General features: G+C 69.3%; 20 protein-coding genes. 7 read left to right on the top strand and 13 right to left on the bottom strand.

Annotated features, from left to right (window positions below; all coding sequences use genetic code 11):
- Positions 1-3: 3 nt before the first annotated feature.
- Together ABD104_RS24310 and ABD104_RS24305 are read right to left on the bottom strand one after the other, a co-directional pair.
- Positions 4-981: a Bug family tripartite tricarboxylate transporter substrate binding protein gene (locus ABD104_RS24310; RefSeq protein WP_343928364.1), complete on the bottom strand. Its 978-nt coding sequence runs from the start codon at positions 979-981 to the stop codon at positions 4-6.
- A gap of 42 nt (positions 982-1,023) precedes the next feature.
- Positions 1,024-1,662: an HAD family hydrolase gene (locus ABD104_RS24305; RefSeq protein ID WP_087838927.1), complete on the bottom strand. Its 639-nt coding sequence runs from the start codon at positions 1,660-1,662 to the stop codon at positions 1,024-1,026.
- 96 nt (positions 1,663-1,758) lie between these two features.
- Between ABD104_RS24305 and ABD104_RS24300 the strand changes: the two genes are divergently transcribed.
- The 4 genes from ABD104_RS24300 (at position 1,759) to ABD104_RS24285 (ending at position 5,036) form a co-directional block, all read left to right on the top strand.
- Positions 1,759-2,703, top strand: a complete 945-nt coding sequence (locus tag ABD104_RS24300) for a LysR family transcriptional regulator (protein ID WP_243724502.1) — start codon at positions 1,759-1,761, stop codon at positions 2,701-2,703.
- A gap of 151 nt (positions 2,704-2,854) precedes the next feature.
- A complete protein-coding gene (locus ABD104_RS24295; protein WP_087838926.1) occupies positions 2,855-3,199 on the top strand; it encodes a MarR family winged helix-turn-helix transcriptional regulator in 345 nt (114 codons plus the stop codon).
- Between the two features lie 95 nt (positions 3,200-3,294).
- On the top strand, positions 3,295-4,065 hold the full coding sequence (gene cnbZ / locus ABD104_RS24290; protein ID WP_343928363.1) for a 2-amino-5-chloromuconate deaminase CnbZ: 771 nt from the start codon (positions 3,295-3,297) through the stop codon (positions 4,063-4,065).
- Positions 4,062-5,036 carry a tripartite tricarboxylate transporter substrate-binding protein gene (locus ABD104_RS24285; protein WP_343928362.1) on the top strand — a complete coding sequence of 325 codons (975 nt, stop codon included), beginning with the start codon at positions 4,062-4,064 and terminating at the stop codon, positions 5,034-5,036. The genes cnbZ and ABD104_RS24285 overlap by 4 nt, the downstream gene beginning before the upstream one ends.
- Positions 5,037-5,054: 18 nt before the next feature.
- Here the strand turns inward: ABD104_RS24285 and speE are convergent, their stop codons facing one another.
- Complete coding sequence (gene speE / locus ABD104_RS24280; protein ID WP_132979693.1) at positions 5,055-6,293, bottom strand: polyamine aminopropyltransferase; 1,239 nt, start codon at positions 6,291-6,293, stop codon at positions 5,055-5,057.
- A 184-nt stretch (positions 6,294-6,477) separates the two neighbouring features.
- Positions 6,478-7,569: a citrate synthase/methylcitrate synthase gene (locus ABD104_RS24275; protein ID WP_343928361.1), complete on the bottom strand. Its 1,092-nt coding sequence runs from the start codon at positions 7,567-7,569 to the stop codon at positions 6,478-6,480.
- A gap of 83 nt (positions 7,570-7,652) precedes the next feature.
- On the opposite strand from ABD104_RS24275, the gene ABD104_RS24270 reads away from it, so the two are divergent.
- Positions 7,653-8,918 (top strand): citrate synthase family protein, encoded by a 1,266-nt coding sequence (locus ABD104_RS24270; protein WP_343928360.1) that lies wholly within the window; start codon positions 7,653-7,655, stop codon positions 8,916-8,918.
- On the opposite strand, the gene ABD104_RS24265 is transcribed toward ABD104_RS24270, so the two are convergent.
- The 5 genes from ABD104_RS24265 to ABD104_RS24245 all read right to left on the bottom strand — a co-directional run bounded on the left by ABD104_RS24265 (position 8,905) and on the right by ABD104_RS24245 (position 13,678).
- On the bottom strand, positions 8,905-9,909 hold the full coding sequence (locus ABD104_RS24265; RefSeq protein ID WP_087838920.1) for a Bug family tripartite tricarboxylate transporter substrate binding protein: 1,005 nt from the start codon (positions 9,907-9,909) through the stop codon (positions 8,905-8,907). The genes ABD104_RS24270 and ABD104_RS24265 overlap by 14 nt on opposite strands.
- 360 nt (positions 9,910-10,269) lie before the next feature.
- Positions 10,270-11,076 carry an aspartate dehydrogenase gene (locus ABD104_RS24260; RefSeq protein WP_087838919.1) on the bottom strand — a complete coding sequence of 269 codons (807 nt, stop codon included), beginning with the start codon at positions 11,074-11,076 and terminating at the stop codon, positions 10,270-10,272.
- Between the two features lie 28 nt (positions 11,077-11,104).
- Entirely contained in the window at positions 11,105-11,905 is an 801-nt protein-coding gene (locus tag ABD104_RS24255) for an IclR family transcriptional regulator (protein ID WP_087838918.1), read from the bottom strand.
- A gap of 2 nt (positions 11,906-11,907) precedes the next feature.
- Positions 11,908-12,801, bottom strand: a complete 894-nt coding sequence (locus ABD104_RS24250; protein WP_343928359.1) for an alpha/beta fold hydrolase — start codon at positions 12,799-12,801, stop codon at positions 11,908-11,910.
- A 340-nt stretch (positions 12,802-13,141) separates the two neighbouring features.
- The gene (locus tag ABD104_RS24245; RefSeq protein ID WP_087838916.1) at positions 13,142-13,678 is read right to left on the bottom strand and encodes a cupin domain-containing protein; all 537 of its coding nucleotides are present in this window, start codon (positions 13,676-13,678) and stop codon (positions 13,142-13,144) included.
- 425 nt (positions 13,679-14,103) lie between these two features.
- Here ABD104_RS24245 and ABD104_RS24240 point away from each other — a divergent pair, with 425 nt between their 5' ends.
- Together ABD104_RS24240 and ABD104_RS24235 are read left to right on the top strand one after the other, a co-directional pair.
- Positions 14,104-15,537 (top strand): DEAD/DEAH box helicase, encoded by a 1,434-nt coding sequence (locus tag ABD104_RS24240; protein WP_343928384.1) that lies wholly within the window; start codon positions 14,104-14,106, stop codon positions 15,535-15,537.
- 213 nt (positions 15,538-15,750) lie between these two features.
- Complete coding sequence (locus ABD104_RS24235; protein WP_165963136.1) at positions 15,751-17,016, top strand: FAD-dependent monooxygenase; 1,266 nt, start codon at positions 15,751-15,753, stop codon at positions 17,014-17,016.
- Here ABD104_RS24235 and ABD104_RS24230 read toward each other — a convergent pair.
- From ABD104_RS24230 to ABD104_RS24215, 4 genes are all read right to left on the bottom strand, one after another.
- Positions 16,979-17,506, bottom strand: coding sequence for a P-loop NTPase family protein (locus ABD104_RS24230; RefSeq protein WP_087839105.1), 528 nt, complete (start codon positions 17,504-17,506; stop codon positions 16,979-16,981). The genes ABD104_RS24235 and ABD104_RS24230 overlap by 38 nt on opposite strands.
- Before the next feature lie 70 nt (positions 17,507-17,576).
- Positions 17,577-18,974, bottom strand: a complete 1,398-nt coding sequence (locus ABD104_RS24225) for an amidase (RefSeq protein WP_338617053.1) — start codon at positions 18,972-18,974, stop codon at positions 17,577-17,579.
- A gap of 33 nt (positions 18,975-19,007) precedes the next feature.
- Entirely contained in the window at positions 19,008-20,060 is a 1,053-nt protein-coding gene (locus tag ABD104_RS24220) for a 2,5-dihydroxypyridine 5,6-dioxygenase NicX family protein (RefSeq protein ID WP_087838913.1), read from the bottom strand.
- Entirely contained in the window at positions 20,051-20,686 is a 636-nt protein-coding gene (locus ABD104_RS24215; protein WP_132979695.1) for an isochorismatase family protein, read from the bottom strand. The genes ABD104_RS24220 and ABD104_RS24215 overlap by 10 nt, the downstream gene beginning before the upstream one ends.
- Positions 20,687-20,695: the final 9 nt, after the last annotated feature.

The raw sequence follows: 20,695 nt of genomic DNA, 5'->3' as shown, positions 1-20,695 counted from the left end.
GGTTCAATCGATGTAGACGTTCTTGGCCTCGAGTATGGGGCGCAGGCGGGCGATCTCGCTGTCCACCAGCCGGGCGAGGTGGCCGGGCGTATTGTCGGCGCGGGCGGGGAATTCCACGCCCACGTCGCGCATCTGCCTGACCAGCGCGGGGTCGGCCAGGGCGTCGTTGATGGCGGCGTTGAGCTTGTCCACGATGGCGGGTGGCGTGCCGCGGGGCGCGAACAGCGCGTTCCACGAGCGGAAGTCGATGGTGGTCCTGCCGCTGCTTTGCGCCGTGGCGACCTTGGGCAGGCCGGGGAAGGGTTCGCGCGTCAGCACGGCCACGGCGCGCACGCGTCCGCTGGCCGCTTGAGCCAGCGAGGTGGTGGTCTGGTCGCACATGAAGTCGGTCTCGCCACCCATCAGTCCGGTCATGGCGGGCGCCACGCCCTTGTAGGGCACGTGCATGACTTCGGCCTTCATGTCGCTCAGCAGCAGCAGGCAGGCCAGGTGCGCGATCGAGCCTACGCCCGCGCTGCCGTACGACATCGTGGTCTTGTGGGCCTGGAGGTAGTCGGCGAACTGCGGGAAGTCGTTGACCGGCAGGCTCTGCTTGACCAGCAGCAACAGCGGGGCCGACCCGACCTGGCCCAGGGGTTCGAAATCCTTGCGTGCGTCGTACAGCGGCTTGCGATACATGATCATGTTGGCCGCATGCGTGCCTATGGTGCCGAAGCCTATGGTATAGCCGTCGGCGGCGGCGCGCGCCAGCTTCTGCATGCCGATCGAGCCGCCTGCGCCGCCGACGTTCTCGACCACGACCGGGACGCCCAGCCGAGGCCCCAGCCTGGCCGCCACGGCCCGCCCCAGCGCGTCGCTGGGACCGCCCGCGGGGAAGGGCATGATCAGGGTGATGGGCTTCTCGGGCCAGGCCTGGGCGCGGGCGGAAGAGGTGGCGGCGAGCGCGAACAGCGCCCCCGCGGCGATGGCGGCGATTCTCATGGGGACTCCTGGAAGGGGAAAGGTCCGGCGGCGTTGGGGTTGTCAGCCGCGCCGGGGGCTGTTGGCGAGTTCCAGCACCGGCAGGATGCCGTGCGCTTCCTGGCGCGCGGCCGGCGCGCCGTCGGGCAGCGCCAGGCCTACGCGGTTGTGCCAGAAGGTGTCCATGCCGACAGCCGAGGTGCCGAAGAGGTCGTAGCCCGACCCGGCCACGAATAGCGTGTTGCCGGGCCGGGCGCCCAGTTCCTGCAACGCCATGCGGTAGGGGCGGGGATCGGGCTTGTAGTAGCCGGCCCGTTCCGAGGTCACGACCACGTCCATGGGAACGTTCAGGAGGCCGGCGGCCAGGTGGCCCAGCCTCTCCGAACAATTGGTCACCACGCCCAGGCGGTGCGTGCCGCGCAGGCTTTCCAGCACCGTCGCCACGCCGTCCCAGGGGGCGAGTTCGGACCAGCGTTCCTCCAGTGCGTCGGCGACGGCCAGCGGCAGGCCGGTCTCGGCCGCGGCTTCCCGCACCAGGGTTTCGTAGGGACGGTAGGCGCCGCAGGCATAGGTTCGCTTCAGGTAGGCGGCGCGCCAGGCGCGGCCCGCTTCCTCGCCGCCGGCGGCGCTGTTCCACAGCGTCCAGGAGTCCAGCAGCGCGGTCAGCAGGTCGAACAGGACGAAGTCGTATTGGCGGGTCATGGCAGTCGGGCAAGGTCGGTGAGTGATGGCCAGTGTAGGAGCCCCAAGGTCATCTGTGGTTAATGGAATAGAATTTCTTCATTCACCAAAAGGTTAATGATGAAGCTGGACATCGACGACCTGCGCTTCGTCCTGGCGCTGGACCGGGTAGGCAGCCTGGCCGCCCTGGCGCGCGAGGAGAACGTCACTCCGCCCGCGGTCACCAAGCGCCTCGGCCAGCTCGAGGCGCGGCTGGGCGTGCGGCTGGCAATGCGCACCACGCGCCGCCTGCAGCTGACGCACGAGGGACACCTGCTGGCCCAGCATGCCACCGGAGTCATCGAACGCATGCAGGCCATCGAGGAAGCCTTGCAGCAGCGCAGCCAGGTGGTGGCGGGCAAGCTGAAGGTGCATGGGCCGTTCGGTTTCGGCCGCCGGCATCTCGCGCCGCTGCTGGATGCGTTTCGAGCCAGCCATCCGCAGGTCGAGGTCCAGCTCTTTCTGTCCGACAACCTCATGCTGCCCAGCCAGCCCGTGCACGGACGCGATGCCTTCGATGTGCTGGTCAGCATCGGCGAGATGCCCGATTCGCGCTGGGTGGCGCACCGCCTCGCGCCCAACCGGCGCATCCTGTGCGCCGCGCCGGCCTATCTGCGCGGCGCGCCCCCCATCGACAGTCCTGCCGACCTGGCGCGCCACGCCTGCCTGGTGCTGCGCGAGAACGACGAGGACGTGACGTTGTGGCGCTTCACCCAGCGCGAAGGCAGGGGCGAACCCCGCCTGCACACGGTGCGCGTGCATCCGGCCATGGAAAGCAACGACGGCGAAGTCATCCGCCAGTGGTGCCTGGCCGGGCGGGGCATCATGGTGCGCTCGGAATGGGACGTCGCCTCCGCGGTGGCCGACGGATCGCTGGTGGCGTTGCTGCCGCGTCATCGGCTGCCCGACGCCGACGTGACGGCGCTGGTGCCGCAGTCGCGCATCGCCTCGGCACGGGCCCGCTTGTTCGTCGACATGCTGAAGAAGGCCTTCCGGCCCCGGCCGCCATGGCGCGCGGCATGACGGCGCGAACGCCCGGACCCGTCCTCTACAATGCCTGCGCATTGCCACCCGGAGGCCCGCCCTGAAATCCCCCAAGCATTTCGACCTGCGCCGCCATCTCCCCCATCTGCTGCGCCGCGCCCATTTCGAGGCCGAGGCGCTGTTCGCCAGCATGTCCGACGAGGGCGCGACGTCACGCCAGATGGCGCTGCTGGTGGCCGTCCACCAGATGCCCGGCGCCTCGCAAAGCCAGGTCGCGCAGGCCATCGGGCTGGACTTGAACACGTGCAGCGATCTCGTGGCGCGCACCGCCGCCAAAGGCTACCTGGTCCGCCGCCGCTCGGAAACCGACCGGCGAACCTTCTGCCTGGACCTGACGGAAACCGGCCGCGAGGTCATGGCGGCTTCGGTCGCTGTCGCGCCCCGGTACCAGGCCCGGCTGGCCCAGCGGCTGGACAAGGACGAACGCGAACAGCTTACCGCCCTGCTGCGCAAGATGCTGGGTTTCGACGACTAGCAGCCGCCGACGTTTCCGGGATTTTCCTGATCGCAAGAAACTACGTATTCGTATTAAATGCGGCATCGCATGTCTTCGACGAAGGGCTCGCATCCATGGCGGAACTCATTGCATTCGCTCCCGGCAACTACCGCTACCTGCCAGGGGGATTCCAGTACAGCGCCGCCGTCATCGCCGACGCGGGCCATGTCATCGAGCGCGCGCGCTTTGCCCGGCCGGTGCCGCTGGCCGAGGGCTTCGCCCGCATCCGCGACCACCTGGCCGCCGTGGGCCGGCCGCTGACCGCCCTGTGCGCCTGCGAGCTGCGCTCGCCCGCGCCCATGAGCGAGCCCGAGTTCATCGCTTTCAACCGCCGCTACGTGCAGCCGCTGGCCGAATGGGGGCTTTTCAAGGACGAGGCCAATCCCGTCGCGCGCTGCAACCTGATCCCGGAGGCCGACGCGCCCGCCGAACCGGGTTTCTACGCGTTCAGCTATACCGTGCCCGCGCAAACGGAGGGTCCGCCCGACTTCGTGACCTCGGGCGCGGCCGAATGCCCGGACCGGCCCAACTACCGCGCAAGCATCGTGCGGCTGGGGGAAACCTCGCCCGACGCGTTGCTCGACAAGCTGCGCTTCGCGCTGGGCGACCTGCAATCGCGCTTCGACGCGCTGGGGGTGTCGGCGCCCGATGTCACGGGCATGAACCTGTACACCGTCCATGACCTGTATCCGGCCATCGCGTCGGAGTTCGCGCGCCGCGGCCTGCTGGCGGGCGGGCTGGAATGGCACTGGGTACGGCCGCCGGTGCGCGACATCGAGATAGAAGTCGATGCCCGGCGCGTGTCGCGCCAGGTGCTGCTGTCATCCACCCGGAGTGCCTCATGAAATCGCTGCGCGCATTGCGTCACCTGCTTGCCACGACCCTGCTGGCGCTGCCTTGCGCCGTCGCGGCCGCCGGCCCCGAGGTGCCGGGGCCGATCAGGATACTGGTCGGCTTTCCCGCCGGTGGCACCATAGACGTGGTCGCGCGGCTGGTGGCCGAGCAGATGCAGGGCGACCTGGGAGTGCCCGTGGTGGTCGAGACCCTGGCCGGCGCCGGCGGACAACTGGCGGCCCAGGCGCTCAAGCGTGCCGCGCCGGATGGCCGCACGCTGATGGTCGCGCCCGACCACACCGCCGTCATCGTGCCACTGACCGTGGCCAGGCCCGGCTTCGACAGCCGGACGGATTTCGCGCCGGTCGGCATGGTGGCCGACTACGCGGGCGCGCTGGCCGTCAGCCAGGCCAGCGGCATCAAGGACTTGCCCGGCCTGATGCGCTACGTGCAGGCCCATCCGGCGTCGGGCGGCGTGGGCGTGTCCGCGCCTGGCAGCAAGCCGCAATTCCAGCTGGACGCGCTGGCGAGGTCGCAGAAACTGCCGCTGTCCGCGGTGCCCTATCGCGGTTCGGTGCCCATGGTCCAGGACCTGGCCGGCGGGCACATCGCGGCGGGCATCACGGCGCTGGGCGATTTCCTGGAGTTCCATCGCGCCGGCAAGCTGCGCGTGATCGCCGTGACGGGCGAGCGCCGCTCCGGGCTGCTGTCCGAGATCCCCACGGCCGCCGAGTCGGGCTATCCGCTGCGGCTGGATTTCTGGGTCGGCCTGTTCGCGCCGGCCGGAACGCCGCAACCGCTGATCGCCCGGTACAACGCCGCGTTGAACAAGGCTCTGGACGTGCCCAAGGTGCGCGAGCGCATGGCGGCGGTGGTGTTCGATCCCCGGCCGGGCTCGCCGTCGGCCTTGCGGCAGCGCATTGCGGCGGAGCTGGAGCAATGGGAGCCCATCATTGCCGCCTCGGGGTGGGTCAAGCAATGACGGGCGCCAGCGCGCGGCTCAGTTCGCGGTAAGCCGGCGGTAGAAGTTCGGCAGCGCGAACAGCGCGCCGTGCACCCGCGCGTTGTAGTACTCCAGGTCGCCGATCCGGCGTTCCTCCAGGCGGGCGTGGATCGTCTCGCCCGGCACCGTGTCCGGGTCCAGCGCATCCGACGCCACCGCCAGGCCCCAGTACGTGCCGTACAACGGGATGTGCACGCCGTAGGGCCGCACGTGCGCGAACTGGCCGCGCAGCGTGCCGCAAAGCTCGCGAACCTGCTCCGGCTGGTGGAAGGGCGAGCCCATGTGCAGCACCAGCGCCCCCCCGGGCGCGAGGGCGTGCTTGCAGCGGCGGAAGAATCCGGGCGTGTAGAGCGGGCCGGCCGGCGTGTCCGGATCGGTCAGGTCCAGCAGGATCAGGTCGTAGCGGTCGGACGTGCGTGCGAGAAAGGCAACGCCGTCCTCGACCAGCACCGTGGCGCGTGGATCGTCCAGGGCGCCCCGATGGATCTTCTCGAGGTAGCGGCGTGCCGCGTCGATGACCTCGCCGTCCAGGTCGACCAGCGTGACGCGTTCGATGCCGCGGTGCTTGAGCAATTCCTCCAGCGCGCCGCCGTCGCCTCCGCCTATGATCAGGGCGTTCCGGGGCGCGGGATGCGCCGTGGCGGCCGGATGCACCAGGGCTTCGTGATAGAAGAATTCCTCGGCCTCGGACGTCATGTAGCGTCCGTCCAGTCGCAGCGTGCGGCCCAGCGTTGCCGACTCCAGCAGTTCCAGTCTTTGGTACGCGGTCTGACGGTTGAGGATGCGGCGCTCGAACCGGAAGCCGAAATACGCCTGGCCGGCCACGTCCTCGAGCACCAGTTCGCCCGCGTCCGCGGGCCCGTCGACGTCGCCGCGGTTCAGATGCTGGCGCTGCATGTCGCTCGGCCGGAAGGCTTCCACGATGGCCTTCATGAGGGCCTCGGCCTTGCGCGAATTGTCTTCCTGGAAGTTGCAGACATAGACGTCCAGCGTCACGCCGTTTCGTTCCGGCCAGGTATGGACGGCCAGGTGCGATTCGGCCAGCAGCAGCATGCCCGTCACGCCGCCGGGCTGGCCCTGGAAGTCGGGGAAGGTGTGCCACTTTTCGTCGACCAGCGTAAGGCCGGCTTCGAGCGTGTGGCGGCGGCAAAGGCGCGCCAGCGTGTCGGCGTCCGTCATCAGGGCGGACTCGCAGGCGCAGTGATAAAGATCTGCGGTAAGGTGCAGGCCTTGCATGGTGTCGATGCTCCTTGGAAAAGAGTCTTGCGACCAAGGGGATGGGCACAACGAAAGCCCGGAAGACCAATGGCCTCCGATTCGAGTGACAACGGCCCGTTCCTTGCGGAACGGCTGGGCAAAATGGCCGAGTCTACCCCAACCCACCAGGATGCGCGAGACGAGGAGCCGCGAGGTCCATGCGTCAGCGTTCTTGCGCCTCGCCTACCGGCGGGCCCACGTAGCGGGACTGCGGGCGGATCAAGCGTCCCGTCGAGGCCTGCTCGCGCGCATGCGCGATCCATCCGGCGACGCGTCCCATCGCGAAGACGCAGGTGAAGGTGTCGCGTTGGAATCCCAGCGCATCCAGGAGCAGCGCGGTGTAGAACTCCACGTTCGTCTCCAGGGTCCGGCCTGGCTTGCGCCGGCGCAGCGTATCCAGGGCCGCCGCTTCGATCGCCTGCGCGAGCGCGGCGCGTTCGCGGTCGGCGCGGCCGTCCTGGAGCAGCGGGCCCAAGGCGGACTTGAGCGCGTCGGCGCGCGGATCGCGGACCCGATAGACCCGGTGTCCGAAGCCCATCAGCCTGTCCCCGCGGTCCAGCGCGGCCTCCAGCCATGCGCGCGCATGGTCCGCTCGTTCGATGGCATCGAGCATGTCCAGCACGGGTCCGGGCGCGCCGCCGTGCAAGGGGCCCTTCAGGGCGCTGATGGCCGCCAGCACCGACGACACCAGCCCGGCGCGGGTGGATGCGACGACCCGGCTCGCGAACGTGGATGCGTTCAGGCCATGATCGGCCACGGTGACCAGGTACGTGTCCAGCGCGCGGGCCTGCAGAGGCTCCGCGGGAAGTCCGGCCATGCGCAGGATGTCGGCGGCGTGGCCGAGGCTGGCATCCGGAGGAATGGGACGCAGGCCCTTGCGCAGCCGGACCAGGCCGGCCGTGAACACCGCCGGCGCCGCCACCAGCCGCAGCGCGGTCGCGGGTCCGTCGCCATCGGCGATCCTGGCGGTCAGGGCGCGCATCGCGTCGATGGGCTCCTGAGCGACCAACGCCGGATCGGCGAAGGACAGATGTTCGAACACTTCCCGGCGCGCCGCGCCCAGCGCCGCCTGCCACGAGGCCGGGGCGCGCTCGAAGAATCCGTCGAACAGCAGCGCCATCACCGCCTCATAGTCGGCGTGCCCGGCAAGGTCGTCCAGCGAGCGGCCCCGCATGACCAGCCTGCCCTGTAGGCCGTCCACGTCCGACAGCACCGTTTCCGCCGCAATCACATCATCCAGACCAATCGTCATCATGCTCTCCTTGTTGCTGGCTGGATGTTGGTATGCAATAGTATTGACGTCAATCTTGATTTATTTTGTCAATATAAAGGCAAGCCATGGCCTGGATGACGGCGCAGGAAGCGATCGAACTGACCGGGGTGCGCGCGCAGACGCTGTATGCCTATGTCAGCCGGGGCAAGGTCCGCTGCAAGCGCGACGGCAAGGACCCGCGCCGCAGCCTCTATCATCGCGACGACGTGGTGCGCATGGCGGGGCGGCCGCGTGGCCAGCGCAATGCGCAAGCCATCGCGGGCGAGACGCTTGAATGGGGAGCGCCGGTGCTGCCCTCCGCCGTTTCCACCGTCCAGGATGGCCGGTTGTGGTACCGCGGCCTGGACGCCGTCGAGCTTGCGCGGGGCAGCCAGCTCGAAGACGTGGCCAGGCTGCTGTGGGACGCCGATGCGGCGCCTGGCATGGCCGGAACGCGTGCGCGCGCGGCGCCGGCACGGGACGAAGCCGGCGCCGTGCACCTGGGGCTGGTTGCCATGGCCACGCGCGCCGCCGCCGACCTGCCTACGCATGGCCGGGCGGCCGCGGCCTTGAAGGACGAGGCGCGGGCCGTGCTGGCAACGCTGGCCGGGGCGATGTTCGGCACGCGGGTACTGCGCGCGGGCGGCACCATCAGCGAGCAGGTGGCCGCCGCGTGGGAGCGGCCGCGCGCCGAGCCCGCCATCCGCCAGGCGCTGTGCCTGATGGCGGACCATGAACTCAATGCTTCCACCTTCGCCGCGCGCGTCGCGATCTCGACCGGCGCGAGCCTGGCGGCGGGCGTGCTGTCTGGACTAGCCACCCTGACCGGCCCCTTGCATGGCCGCGCGCCCATGGCCCTGAAGGCGTGGATGGATGCGGCGGCCGGCGCCGACATGGAGGCCGAGGTGCGCGAGCGACTGCGGCTGGGACAGGGATTCCCGGCCTTCGGGCATCCGCTGTATCCCGAAGGCGATCCCCGCGCGGCCGCGCTGCTCGATAGCCTGGCCGTGCCGGCCGCCTACAGGCATCTTGCGCGCCAGGTCGAGCGGCTGGTGGGCGAATCGCCCAATATCGATTTCGCGCTGGCGGTGCTGGCCGACGTGCACGACCTGCCGCCGCACGCGCCCCTGGCGCTGTTCGCCATGGGACGTTGCGTGGGATGGCTGGCCCACGCGCTGGAGCAGGCCGGCTCCGGCCACCTGATCCGGCCGCGGGCCCGCTATGTCGGACCCCCGCCCGAAGCGGGCCACGCCGGGCCGCGGCGCAAAAACAAAACCCCTCGCCGGGGCGAGGGGTCGTCGGTGATGCATGCGCGGGGCGCAAGCCCCGAAGCGCTCGTCAGCCGGCGGTGATGCCTTGCGACTTGATCACCTTTTCCCAGGTCTTGGTCTCGTCGGCCTGGAACTTGCGGAAGGCTTCCAGGCGCAGCGGCGACAGCTCCAGGCCCTGGGCCTTCAACGTCTCCAGCGTGGCGGGCTCGTTCAGGATCTTGGTCACGTCGCGCGCGAGCTGGCCCGAGATGTTGGCCGGCGTCGAGCTGGGCACGTACAGGCCATACCACGACACCACGTTCACGCCCTTCACGCCGGTCTCGGCCAGGGTGGGGATCTCGGGCATGATGGGCGAACGCTCGGAGCCGGTCAGGGCCAGCGCGCGCAGCTTGCCGGACTTGATCTGGGGCATCAGGGTCGGCAGCGCGCCGAAGATGACCTGGATCTGGCCGCCCAGCGCGTCGTTCAGCGCCTGGGTCGTGCCCTTGTACGGAACGTGCAGCAGGTCGGCGCCGGTGGCTTCCTTGAACAGTTCGCCGGCCAGGTGCAGGCCGCTGCCCACGCCGGGCGAGCCGTAGGCCATGGTGCCGGGCTTGGACTTGGTCAGCGCGATCAGTTCCTGGATGTTCTTGGCGGGAACCGAGGGGAACACGGCGACCACGTTGGGCGCCTTGGCCATCATCGCAACCGCGGTGAAGTCCTTGTCCACGTTGTAGGGCAGGTTGGCCATCAGCGTCGGGTTGATGGTCATGTTGCCGGCCGGCACGACCAGCAGCGTGTGGCCGTCGCCGGCGGCGCGCTTGACGGCGTCGATGCCGATGTTGCCGTTGGCGCCGGGACGGTTGTCCACGACGGCGCTCTGGCCGTATTCATTCTGCAGGCCGGTGCCCAGCAGGCGGGCCAGCACGTCGACGGGGCCGCCCGGCGGGAACGGGGCGATGATGCGGAACTGGCCGTGCTTGAGCGAGGCCTTGGCGGCAGCGTCGTCGGCCGCGGGAGCCTGGGCGAAAGAAGCCGTGGCGACCGCCGCGAACAGCGCGCCGGCAGCCAGGCGAGTGCTAGTCTTAAACATAATGAACTACTACTCCATGACAATAAGTGCCCACCCCCTACGCCCTGACGGGCGCCCCCTCAAGGGGGCGGCGCTGGCGGACCGGCAAAGCCGGATCCGCGGCGCCCAGGGGTAAAACCAGGCTGGCGGAAAATGGCGTTTTTCCCGCCTTGAATAACCTGACCGAGCTCAGTCTTACGCCGAGTAATGAGCTTCAGACAGGGCGAGATGGATCTGCTCCTCCGACCCTCTCGCATATAGGCCTCGACAAGAAAAACACTGTTCTCCGTCTGCCTATTGTTACCCCAGGATGCGGTGGATCCGGCTTTGCCGGTCCACCCGCATCGCCCCCTGGGGGGCGCGCGTCAGCGCGTAGGGGGGTTATATGGCCACTGCATGCGCCTGATTGCCGATGGCGCGCACGACGCTATAGACAGTCAGGGCGGAAGTCTTGGGGTTGGCCGCGAGCGGCTTGCCCCGCATGGTGATCTCGAAGCTGCCGAAGGCGCCGCTGGCTTCCACGTGGTGCACGTTTTCCTTGCTGGAGGGGTCGGCAATCAGGCGCACCTGGGTGCGGTCCAGGCCGAGGCCGGCCAGCGACAGCGTGGCGGCGACGTTGGCGTTCTTCGGGAAGAGCCGGGCGGCTTCGCCGGCGGGGCCTTCGAAGATCACCGTGGGCTCGGTCAGCGCCTCGAGCTTGAACTGGCCGTCGGCCGGCGTGTCCTTCCAGGCCAGGGCCGGCTTGCGGCCGGTGTACACCACCGAGTCCAGGCCACCGATCTTGGCCGCGGCCAGCGCGTCGATGCCGCCGATGGCGCCCGACAGCAGCTGCACCTGGGTCTTGCCGCGCTTGGCGGCATCTTCCAGCTGGCGCGCCAGTTCGACATCCGACAGCGCGCCGATGGACACCACCACGCAGGGGATGCCTTGTTCGAGCGCGGGCAGCACGTGGGCACGCAGCGCGCCGTGGCCGGCGCATTCGACCAGCAGGTCGGGGCGCTGGGCGACCTCGGCTAGGCCGGTCACGACCTGGGCCTTGGGAGCGATCGCGGCGACCTGCTCGCGGGCCTGGTCCAGCGTGTCGGGGGCGACGATGACGCTGTCGATCGACACGTCGGAATCGTTCTTCAGCAGCGACAGGACGGAGAGGCCGATGGCCCCCGACCCTATCATCGTGATTCGTAGCATGTTGGCTCCTGGGCGATGCGTTGCCCGGTCAATGGGACGGTGAATAGTTGAGCAGGCGCGACAGCTCGTCGGCGGTGCCGCGCACGCGGCCGATCAGCTCGGATACGCGCGCTTGCTCGACGCGCGACGATGGCAGGGCGGCGCCCAGCGCCGCGACCACGCGGCCGGTGTGGTCGCGCACCGGCGTGGCGATGCTGGTGATGCTGGGTTCGTAGAAGCCGGCGCCCATGGCGTAGCCGTTGGCCCGGTCCTGCGCCAGCAGGCCCTGCAGCGCGGTCAGGGTGGACGGGGTGCTGGGCGAATAGACTTCCAGTTCCTCGTCGGGATAGAGCTCGCTCATTTCCCGATGGTCCAGGTCGGTCAGCATCACGCGGCCGAGCACGGTGGCGTGCGCGGGCAGGCGCGTGCCCAGGTTGACCGCGCTGGGGAACAGCGTGGGCGCCGAGACCTTCGCCACGTAGACGATGGAACGGCCGTCGCGCACCACCAGGTTGCACGAATAGCCGATCTCGTCACGCAGGCGCTGCAGCAGCGGCGATCCCAGTTCGGTCAGCTCCAGCGAGGCCAGGTATTCGAAGCCCAGGCTCAGCACCGCCATGCCCAGGCGGTAGTTGCGTCCGCCCTCGGTGCGCTCGATGAAGCCCAGCGCTTCCAGCGTGGTCAGCAGCCGGAACACGGTGGAGCGTGGAAGCCCCATCTTTCGAGCGAACTCGGGCGCCGACAGTGTCCGGTTCTGGCGGCTGAAGTGGCTGAGCAGCCGCAGGCCTCGCTCCAGGCCCGGGACGATGTAGCGCTCGGGAATGTCTTCGCTGATGGCGGCGTCGTTCATGGTCAGCGGGGCGTGGCGTCGGCGATGGCCGCGGCGTGCGCGCCTTCCAGTATGGTCGCGACGGCCTCCGGCCGCTCGATGTGGCAGGCGTGGCCGGCCACGGCGATGGAGCCGTAGGGCGCGCCGAACATCTCGGCGATGGCGCGGCAGTTGGCCGGGATCGTGACGGTGTCCTGGTCGCCGGAATGGACCTCGACCGGCATCGCGGCCGGCGCGTAGGCGGCCATGTCGGCATTGCACAGCATCTCGATCGCCTGGCGGTAGCCGGCGGTATCCAGGCGCTCCATGTTCCAGCGGACCCAGGCCAGGGCCTCGGCGCTGGGTTCGGACGACAGCATCTTGGCCGGGCGCGTGCGCGCCATGCCGGCGATGCCGACCTGTTCCAGCGTGCGCAGCCGCTCGGCGCGCACCGCTTCCTGGCGCTCGGCCAGCGCGGGATTGCCGTAGCCGCGCGTGGGGCTCAGCAGCACCAGGCGCGCGGCCCGCTGCTTGCCCAGGTCATGCGCATAGGCGGTGGCCATGAGCGTGCCGAGCGAATGGCCGACCAGCACGCAGCGATCGATGCCCAGCGCATCGAGCATCTGGTCCAGCCGACCGGCATAGTCTTCCGCGCCCGGCGAGGCCGGCGCCAGCCGCGCCGAATTGCCGTAGCCCGGAGCGTCCCAGGCGACCACGCGCGCGCGTTCGGCCAACTTCAGCGCCGCATGCAGCCACGAGCCCGCGCCCGAGCCGATGCCATGCAACAGCACGATGGCCATGCCGTCCGCGCCCGGCGTGCCCGCCTCGCGATAACACTGCACGCCCCCGGCCGTCTGCACCGATTTTTCGGCGAAACGGCTATTGAGCAACTCCAGCGTTTCCGGCGACGGTTCCGGCGCCAACGTATCGGTCTGCATCGTCCTAAATCCAGAAAAAATCCACCCCGTACCCGCTTACGCGGGCCCCCTCAAGGGGGCGGCGCTGGCGGACCGGAGGGAAAGCCCACCCCACGCGGCCTATGGCCGCTCCCCTCGAGGGGCGGCGCCGGCGGACCGGCAAAGCCGGATCCGCGGCGCCCTGGGTTTAGTACCTGTTTCTTGGTACGCCACATCGTTGCTACCGCTGGCAGCCAGCGATAGCAACGGTGCCACAACCCAAGAGAGCGGCACTAGACCCAGGATGCGGTGGATCCGGCTCCGCCGGTCCACCCGCATCGCCCCCTTGGGGGGCGCGCGTAAGCGCGTAGGGGGGGACCTATTACCGTTTGATCTTCGCCAGCGGGTGCTCGGGCGGGTAGGTCGGGGTGATGGGCTTCTTGGCGCCCAGCATCACACACATCAGAGCGTCTTCGTCGCCGATGTTGATTTCCTCGCGGTACACGCCCGGGGGAACCGACACCAGGTCGCGGTCGGTCAGGATGGTTTCGAAGCGCTCGCCGTCCTTCTCCAGGATCACCTTGAGCTTGCCACGGATGACGAAGAAGATTTCCTCGACGTCGGTGTGCAGGTGCGGGGGGCCTTCGTGGCCGGCCGGGATCACCATGGTCGAGAACGTGAAGTGCTCGGAAGGCACGGTGTTCGAATCGGCGGCGACGCCGGTGCCGCCCGTGCCGACATAGCGCATTTGCGCACGGCGGTACTTGGGATCGAAGTCGGCCTGGAACTTCAGGGCATCCCAGTCGTACTTACGGGTCGAGAACCGCGCGACGCGCGAGTTCATCCAGGTCTCGAAGTCAGCGCCTTCGGGGCGGTCCCAGCTGCGGGCGACTTGCTGTTGTTCGGACATATCCGTCATGGTGTACTCCTGCATGGGCGGCTAGGCGCCGCGAGAGCGGGTGGAGGCGGGTCCGGGAGGGCCCGCCGCGGTGTGTTCGCTGTCACTGCCACGCGTTTTATATTTAAAACGCGGATTTAATAGTGAAACAAGGGTAAATATACGCCCTCTTGGTGAAATCGTCACTAGGGTAAACACTAGGTCGCCATTACCGGGTACAATCGCGGCTCGCGCCTGGCTCCAATCCAGGCGTGCATCCGGCCAGGCGCCGCGCGCCATGTCTTCCGGGCTCCACCCGGACAGCCGTTTTCCGGCCGGCCTATCCCCAGTTAATACGTACGTCAGCCTCGATTGGAGTCACTCAGCTTGAGCGACGGGCCGTCGCTGGAGTTGTCTTGATTACTTCCGATATTTCGTTTGCCGACCTCGGCCTGGCCGAGCCGCTGATGCGCGCCATCGCCGATGCCGGCTATACCCATCCCACCCCCATCCAGGCCCAGGCCATTCCCCAGGTGCTCAAGGGCGGCGACCTGCTGGCCGCCGCGCAGACCGGCACCGGCAAGACCGCGGGCTTCACCCTGCCCCTGCTGCACCTGCTGTCGTCGAACCGGCCCGCGCAGATGCGCCCGGGCCGGCCGCGCTGCCTGATCCTGACGCCCACGCGCGAACTGACCGCGCAGGTCGAGGAATCCGTCCAGATCTACGGCAAGTACCTGCCGCTTAAATCCATGGTGATGTTCGGCGGCGTGAACATCAATCCGCAGATCAGCGCGCTGAAGAAGCCGGTGGACATCCTGGTCGCCACCCCCGGCCGCCTGCTGGACCACGTGGGCCAGAAGACGCTGGACCTGTCCGGCGTCGAGATCCTGGTGCTGGACGAAGCCGACCGCATGCTGGACATGGGCTTCATCCGCGACATCCGCAAGATCCTCGCGCTGCTGCCGGCCAAGCGCCAGAACCTGTTGTTCTCGGCCACCTTCTCCGGTGACATCCGCGCGCTCGCCAAGGGCGTGCTGAACGATCCGGGCGAGGTCTCGGTCGCGCGGCGCAACACCGCGTCCGAGCTGGTGCGTCAGTCGGTGCTGCTGGTGCAGAAGGAACAGAAGCGCGACCTGCTCAGCCACCTGGTGCGTAGCAACGGCTGGAAGCAGGTGCTGGTGTTCACGCGCACCAAGCACGGCGCCAATCGCCTGGCCGAGAAACTGGTCAAGGACGGCGTTCCCGCCGCCGCCATCCATGGCAACAAGAGCCAGTCCGCCCGCACCAAGGCGCTGGCCGGATTCAAGGACGGCTCGGTGGAAGTGCTGGTGGCGACCGACATCGCGGCGCGCGGCCTGGACATCGACCAACTGCCGCAGGTGGTGAATTTCGAACTGCCCAACGTGCCCGAGGACTACGTGCACCGCATCGGCCGCACCGGCCGCGCGGGTGCGACGGGCGCGGCGGTGTCCCTGGTCGACGGCGAGGAAGGCAAGCTGCTGGCCGACATCGAGAAGCTGATCAAGCGCAAGATCGATCGAGAGCCCCTGCCCGCCTTCACCGTGTCGGCGCCCGATCGCGACGAGCGCGCCGAACGCCCGCCGCGCTCGCATGCGCCGCGCCAAGGCCAGGGACGCCAGGGCGCGCCGCGTGACGGCGGTCGTGGACAGTCAGCACATGGTTCAGGCGGCCGCCAGCCGTCCGGGAGTGGCCGTGGACAGGGCGCCGCGCGCGGGCAAGGCCCGGCCAGCCGGCCGGCCGCGTCCCAACCCAGCCAGGCCCGGCCAGCCCAGCCGCGCCATGCCGCGCCGGCTTCCCAGGGCGCGGCGCGCCCCGCCGGCGAAGCCCGCAACGGCGGCGCCCGCCGCCCCGCCCTCTTCACGCCCAAGCCCCAGGGCTGAGTCTCCCCGCGCCGCCGGACTGCCTGCGCGGTTCGGCGGCGCGTGCCATCGTTTTCTTCTCTCCGCTTTCATTTCGTCCGCGTTCCGTATCGGGCTCTTCCCGCGTTGACGCCGCTTGGCTACGCTCGTACACTATTTGCGAAACTTAGTTTCGCAATGCGAACATATCGTATCCGGTCATCACCCCATGTCCTACAGCGAGAAACAGCACGCATGAAAGCCTCATACGACCAACCGCGCATCCTGATCGCCGGCGCGGGCATAGGAGGGCTGACGACGGCCCTGGCTCTCAGGAAACTGGGCTTTCGCCACGTCGAGGTGCTGGAACAGACAGCGGTACTGAAGGAGGTCGGCGCGGGCATCCAACTCGGCCCCAATGCCGTCAAGGTCCTGCACGACCTGGGCATCGCCCCGGCGCTGGAAGCCGTGGCGGTGGCGCCGCTTGCCACCCGGTCGCGCGACTGGGCCAGCGGCCGCACCATCCGCGATTTCCCGCTGGGGCCGGAGTGCGCGCAGCGCTACGGCGCGCCCTACTACCATGTGCACCGCGCCGATCTGCACAATGCCTTGATCGATGCGTACGGGCGCGAGAACGTGCGGCTGGCGCAGCGCGTCAAGACGTATGCGCAGGACGCGGCGGGTGTGCGCGTGGTGCTGGAGTCGGGCGAGACCGTGGAAGGCGACGTGCTGGTCGGGGCCGACGGCGTGCACTCGGTCGTGCGCGGCCAGTTGCTGGAAGGGCAGGATCCGCGCTTCACCGGGCTGCTTGCCTGGCGGGGCATGGCGGATGCGGACCGCGCCCGCCACCTGGGCATCGAGAAGAACGTCAACGCCTGGTGGGGGCCGCACCGGCACTTCGTGAACTACTACGTGTCGGCGGGCCGGCGCATCAATTGGATAGGTATCGTGCCGGCGGGGGAATGGCGGCTCGAATCGTGGTCGGCGCGCGGCGACAAGGCCGAGGTGCTGAAGGAGTTCGAAGGCTGGCACCCCATCGTGCGTGGCCTGATAGAGGCGACCGACGAGGTGTTCAAGTGGGCGCTGTACGACCGCGATCCCTGGCCGGTGTGGACCCGGGGCCGGGTGACGCTGCTGGGCGACGCGGCCCATCCCATGGTGCCTTTCCTGTCGCAGGGCGGTTCGCAAAGTATCGAGGACGGCCTTGTGCTGGCGCTGTGCCTGGCCGGGCTGCCGCACGATCCGGCCGCCGCGCTCAAGGCCTACGAGGAGCTGCGCACCGCGCGCACGGCGCGCGTGCAACTGGGCTCGCGCGAGGCGGGTCGCATGTTCCACCAGACCGATCCGCTGAAGAAGTTCATGCGCAACCTGAAGTTCCGCTGGGCCGCTCTGACCAACAGCCAGGAGAAATGGCGCCGGGTCGACTGGCTGTACAGCTACGATTGTCGGGAGGCCGTGGCCGCGAAGCTGGGCACCGTGTCCGCTAGCGTGCCAGCTCCCACCGCCGATAGCATCGCCTGATCGCCGCCGCCGACGGCAGCATCACCGTGGGCAGGTCGAGCCCTTCGATCATCTCGACATAGCGTCGGCGGTTGCGCGGCGTGACCACGGCGATATGGTGGATCATCGCCCACTTGACGCTGTCGCGGCCGCCGTCCAGGGCGCCGCGACGGTCGCGCTCGAACCAGGTCCGGCGCAGGTAGCGCAGCAGGCTCAGCGGCGTGGAGATGTCCAGCAGGATCACGCCGGTGGCGCGCCGCAGGCGCTGCGGCATGCAGCTGGAATAGTTGCCGTCCATGACCCAGCGCTCGCCTGCGATGGCCGCGTCGTGCAGGGCGGTGAATTCCTGCGTGGGGCGGGGTTCCCAGTCAGTGTGGGGCAGGTGGTAGAGCCGGTCGAGGTGGACCGGCTCCAGGGCGCATTTGCGGGCGATCGCCTCGGCCAGCGTGGACTTCCCGCTGTTGGAGGGCCCGACGATGCAGATGCGCGGCCCCAGGCTCGCAAGCTTCATGAAAAAGGTGTCCTTCACATCCAGGCACCTTTTTATTCGATGGCGTGCGCACTGGCCAGTCCGGCGGAGATCAGATCGGCGGGCGTGCCTCGAATCCCAACACCGCCTCCAGCGCGTGCGCCGCTTGCAATACCTGGGCATCGTGGCCCCGCGGTGCGGCGATGTGCAGGCCCATGGGCAGGCCGGCGGCGGTCAGTCCCATCGGGATGCTGATGGCGGGCTGCTGCGTCAGGTTGAACAGCGAGGTGTAGGGCGTCCAGGCGCGCCGGTTGGGAAATTCCTCGAATTCCTTCGGATAGCTCAGGTTCGCGTCGAAGGCGGGGGCCGCGACCGTGGGGGTCAGCAGCAGATCGAAGCGCTGGTGGAAGGCGTGCAGACGCCGTGCCAGGTCCTGGCAGCGCGCTTGCGCGCCCATGTAGTCCTCCAGCGCCAGGCCGGCGCCGTCCTCCAGGATGCCCGCCATGACGGGCGACAGCAGCGCGCGCCGCTCCGCCGGCATGTGCTGCAGCGCGTACCGGTATCCCGCCTGCAGCAGGACCAGGTAGTCGTCGATAGGGTTGTCGATGTCAGGATCGGCTTCCTCGACGATGGCGCCCAGCGCCGCCAGGCGTTGCCCCGCCTGCCGGAAGGCCTCGGCGATCTCGGGATCCACCCGGGGGGCGTAGCCCAGGGTCAGGCTGAGGGCGACGCGCTTGCCGCGCACGCCCTGTTCGAGATTTCCGCCCAGGCTGTCGGGCCGCCAGGGCAGCGCCATGGCGTCCCGCGCGTCGGGCCGGGCGATGATGTCCAGCACCGTGGCGGTGTCCCGCACGTTGCGGGCCAGCGGGCCGACGCAGGACAGGCCGCCGGCCACGTTGGGCGGATACATGGGTACCAGGCCGCCAGTGGCCTTGAAGCCCACCACGCCGGTCAGGGCCGCGGGGATGCGCAGCGATCCGCCCGCATCGGAACCCAGCGCGAAGGGGCAGAAGCCGGCCGACACCGAGGCCGCGCCGCCGCCCGAGGAGCCGCCGGCCTGCTTGCTCGTGTCCCAGGGGTTGGTGGTGGCGCCGGTGAGTGGGCTGATGGTGACGGGGCCCGCGCCCAGTTCCGGCATGGTGGTCAGGCCCAGCAGCACCGCGCCGCCTTCCTGGCAGCGCAGTACCGCGGGCGCGGTGTCCGGCACGGGATCGGCGGGCATCGCGCGCGAGCCGCGCCGATGGGGCAGCCCGGCCACCATCAGGTTGTCCTTGGCGGTGAAGGGTGCTCCGTCCAGCGGCCCGAGCGGCGCCCCGCGCAGCCATCGCGCCTCGCTGGCGCGTGCCGCCGCGCGGGCGCGGTCTTCATCCAGGATCGTGAACGCGTTGATGCGTTCGTTCAGCGCGGCGATGCGGTCGAGTTGCGCCTCGAGCGCCTCGACCGGGGATATTTCCTTGCGTTCGAAGGAGCGGGCAAGTTGCGCTAGGGATAGGAACGGCAGGTCTGGCATGCTGTGGGGAATCCTGGGTTGGTCGATGGCACGCTACTGCGGCCGCGCGCCGTCGACGCGCTGGTCGGGGGCCACGACGTCGCCGTCCACGACCATGGGTTGGCCATCGACGTGGAACGAGCATTTGCGCATGGGAATGTCCAGGTGCGCCTTGGTGCGGCGGCTGCCGCCGGGGCCGGTGGAAAACAGGAAGTTGCCGTAGAACGACCGGGCTTCCATGCCGATGGTGGCCGCCTTGTCGTACAGCCCGAGCGAGGTCCAGCGGGCCTTGGGCTGCAGGCCCCAGCCCAGGTGCGATACGGCGTAGGCGTCGGGATCGTCGAAGCCGCGCAGGTAGGTGTCCAGGAATTCGGCATCCAGCCCGCCCGAGATGCGCACGATGGTTCCGCGCTCGATCTCGAGGGTGATGGGTGACTGCACGTAGTTCTTGAACGGCAGGATGATGTCGCCGGGCGCCAGCACGACCACGCCCTCGGCCGTGCCGTCGTCGGGCAGGCGGGCGACGAAGCCGCTGGGCCAGTGGTCCCAGCGGCCGGGGCTATCCACGTAGCCGTACTCCGCCGTGATCGGATAGGCGCCGATGGACGCCGTCAGCCGCGTGCCCGCCGCGGAGGTGACGGTGATCCGGCGTCCCCGCGCATAGGCGTCGCGCGCGGCCAGCACGCGGCGCCGGTCGTCCGGCGACGGCATCACGCGCGCGAGGACTTCCGGGGGTTCGTAGGCCAGCAGCATGCGGGTGCCGGACTCCAGCACCGCGCGCTGGCCCGGCGTGAACAGCAGGAATACGGTGTCGATGACCAGGTCGGCCGCCTTCATCGCGGCCAGCGCCATGGGGTCGTCGTCGATGGGCGAGGCGCCGCTGACCACGGTGGGATCGGCGCCCACTTCGCAGGTATCCCAGTTGGGCGCGATGTCCAGCTTGACCACCCGCGCCTGCAGCGCGGCGGCCGCCCGGGCGGCGGCATCGACCACGCGCGGGTCGGAGTTCTGCGAGGTCAGGATCAGCACGTTCTCGCCGGGGGCCAGTTTCGAGAGCTCCAGGACTTCCGTCCAGCAGCGGGTCAGTTGCGAAGGACTCAGTGGCATGGGGCCTCCAGGGTGTCGAGCGTGGCCAGCACCTCGGCCAGGGATTGCACCTCGCCGTACTTCTGGCCGATGTCGAAGAGACTGGCGTCGTGCGGGGCCAGCGCGCGGTCGCCGACGCAGTCGGCCACCACCACGGGGCGGAAGTTGAAGCTCATCGCATCCACCACGGTGGCGCGCACGCAGCCGCTGGTGGTGCTGCCGGCCACCAGCACGGTGTCCACGCCGCGCCGGATCAGCCATCCCGCCAGGTCGGTGCCGAAGAAGGCCGACGGCTGGGTCTTGCGGATGACGGCATCCTCGGGCCGGACTGCCAGCTGCGGGACGACGTGGCTTTGCGGGTTCTCCTCGTGCAGCGAGGCCAGGGCCGGTATCTTCATGCAGAAGACGCTGTCGGCGCCCGGGGCGTAGACGATGCGGGTGAATGCCACGGGCAGCTTCGCGCGCCGGGCGGCGGCCAGCAGCGTGACCGTGGCCGCGATGGCGTCCGGGATATTGCCGCCGCCCAGCACGTCGGGATCGTTGAAACCGTTGACGAAATCGACCACGACCAGGGCCGGCTTCCGGCCCCAGCCGCTGCGGGCGCCCAGGCCCTGTTTGCGATAGACCGCCGCGGCGGTGTCGTTCATCGTTCTCGC

The organism is Pigmentiphaga daeguensis (assembly GCF_039523035.1).
Taxonomy (GTDB): Bacteria; Pseudomonadota; Gammaproteobacteria; order Burkholderiales; family Burkholderiaceae_B; genus Pigmentiphaga; species Pigmentiphaga daeguensis.
Note: the sequence above shows the minus strand (reverse complement) of the source record. Positions and strands in the feature narration are given on the sequence as shown.

Bases quoted from the DNA above. Each gene is read 5' to 3' on its own strand.
- ABD104_RS24310 (WP_343928364.1), bottom strand. From the start codon at position 981: ATGAGAATCGCCGCCATCGCCGCGGGGGCGCTGTTCGCGCTCGCCGCC.
- ABD104_RS24305 (WP_087838927.1), bottom strand. From the start codon at position 1,662: ATGACCCGCCAATACGACTTCGTCCTGTTCGACCTGCTGACCGCGCTG.
- ABD104_RS24300 (WP_243724502.1), top strand. From the start codon at position 1,759: ATGATGAAGCTGGACATCGACGACCTGCGCTTCGTCCTGGCGCTGGAC.
- ABD104_RS24295 (WP_087838926.1), top strand. From the start codon at position 2,855: ATGTCCGACGAGGGCGCGACGTCACGCCAGATGGCGCTGCTGGTGGCC.
- cnbZ (WP_343928363.1), top strand. From the start codon at position 3,295: ATGGCGGAACTCATTGCATTCGCTCCCGGCAACTACCGCTACCTGCCA.
- ABD104_RS24285 (WP_343928362.1), top strand. From the start codon at position 4,062: ATGAAATCGCTGCGCGCATTGCGTCACCTGCTTGCCACGACCCTGCTG.
- speE (WP_132979693.1), bottom strand. From the start codon at position 6,293: ATGCAAGGCCTGCACCTTACCGCAGATCTTTATCACTGCGCCTGCGAG.
- ABD104_RS24275 (WP_343928361.1), bottom strand. From the start codon at position 7,569: ATGATGACGATTGGTCTGGATGATGTGATTGCGGCGGAAACGGTGCTG.
- ABD104_RS24270 (WP_343928360.1), top strand. From the start codon at position 7,653: ATGGCCTGGATGACGGCGCAGGAAGCGATCGAACTGACCGGGGTGCGC.
- ABD104_RS24265 (WP_087838920.1), bottom strand. From the start codon at position 9,909: ATGTTTAAGACTAGCACTCGCCTGGCTGCCGGCGCGCTGTTCGCGGCG.
- ABD104_RS24260 (WP_087838919.1), bottom strand. From the start codon at position 11,076: ATGCTACGAATCACGATGATAGGGTCGGGGGCCATCGGCCTCTCCGTC.
- ABD104_RS24255 (WP_087838918.1), bottom strand. From the start codon at position 11,905: ATGAACGACGCCGCCATCAGCGAAGACATTCCCGAGCGCTACATCGTC.
- ABD104_RS24250 (WP_343928359.1), bottom strand. From the start codon at position 12,801: ATGCAGACCGATACGTTGGCGCCGGAACCGTCGCCGGAAACGCTGGAG.
- ABD104_RS24245 (WP_087838916.1), bottom strand. From the start codon at position 13,678: ATGACGGATATGTCCGAACAACAGCAAGTCGCCCGCAGCTGGGACCGC.
- ABD104_RS24240 (WP_343928384.1), top strand. From the start codon at position 14,104: ATGCGCGCCATCGCCGATGCCGGCTATACCCATCCCACCCCCATCCAG.
- ABD104_RS24235 (WP_165963136.1), top strand. From the start codon at position 15,751: ATGAAAGCCTCATACGACCAACCGCGCATCCTGATCGCCGGCGCGGGC.
- ABD104_RS24230 (WP_087839105.1), bottom strand. From the start codon at position 17,506: ATGAAGCTTGCGAGCCTGGGGCCGCGCATCTGCATCGTCGGGCCCTCC.
- ABD104_RS24225 (WP_338617053.1), bottom strand. From the start codon at position 18,974: ATGCCAGACCTGCCGTTCCTATCCCTAGCGCAACTTGCCCGCTCCTTC.
- ABD104_RS24220 (WP_087838913.1), bottom strand. From the start codon at position 20,060: ATGCCACTGAGTCCTTCGCAACTGACCCGCTGCTGGACGGAAGTCCTG.
- ABD104_RS24215 (WP_132979695.1), bottom strand. From the start codon at position 20,686: ATGAACGACACCGCCGCGGCGGTCTATCGCAAACAGGGCCTGGGCGCC.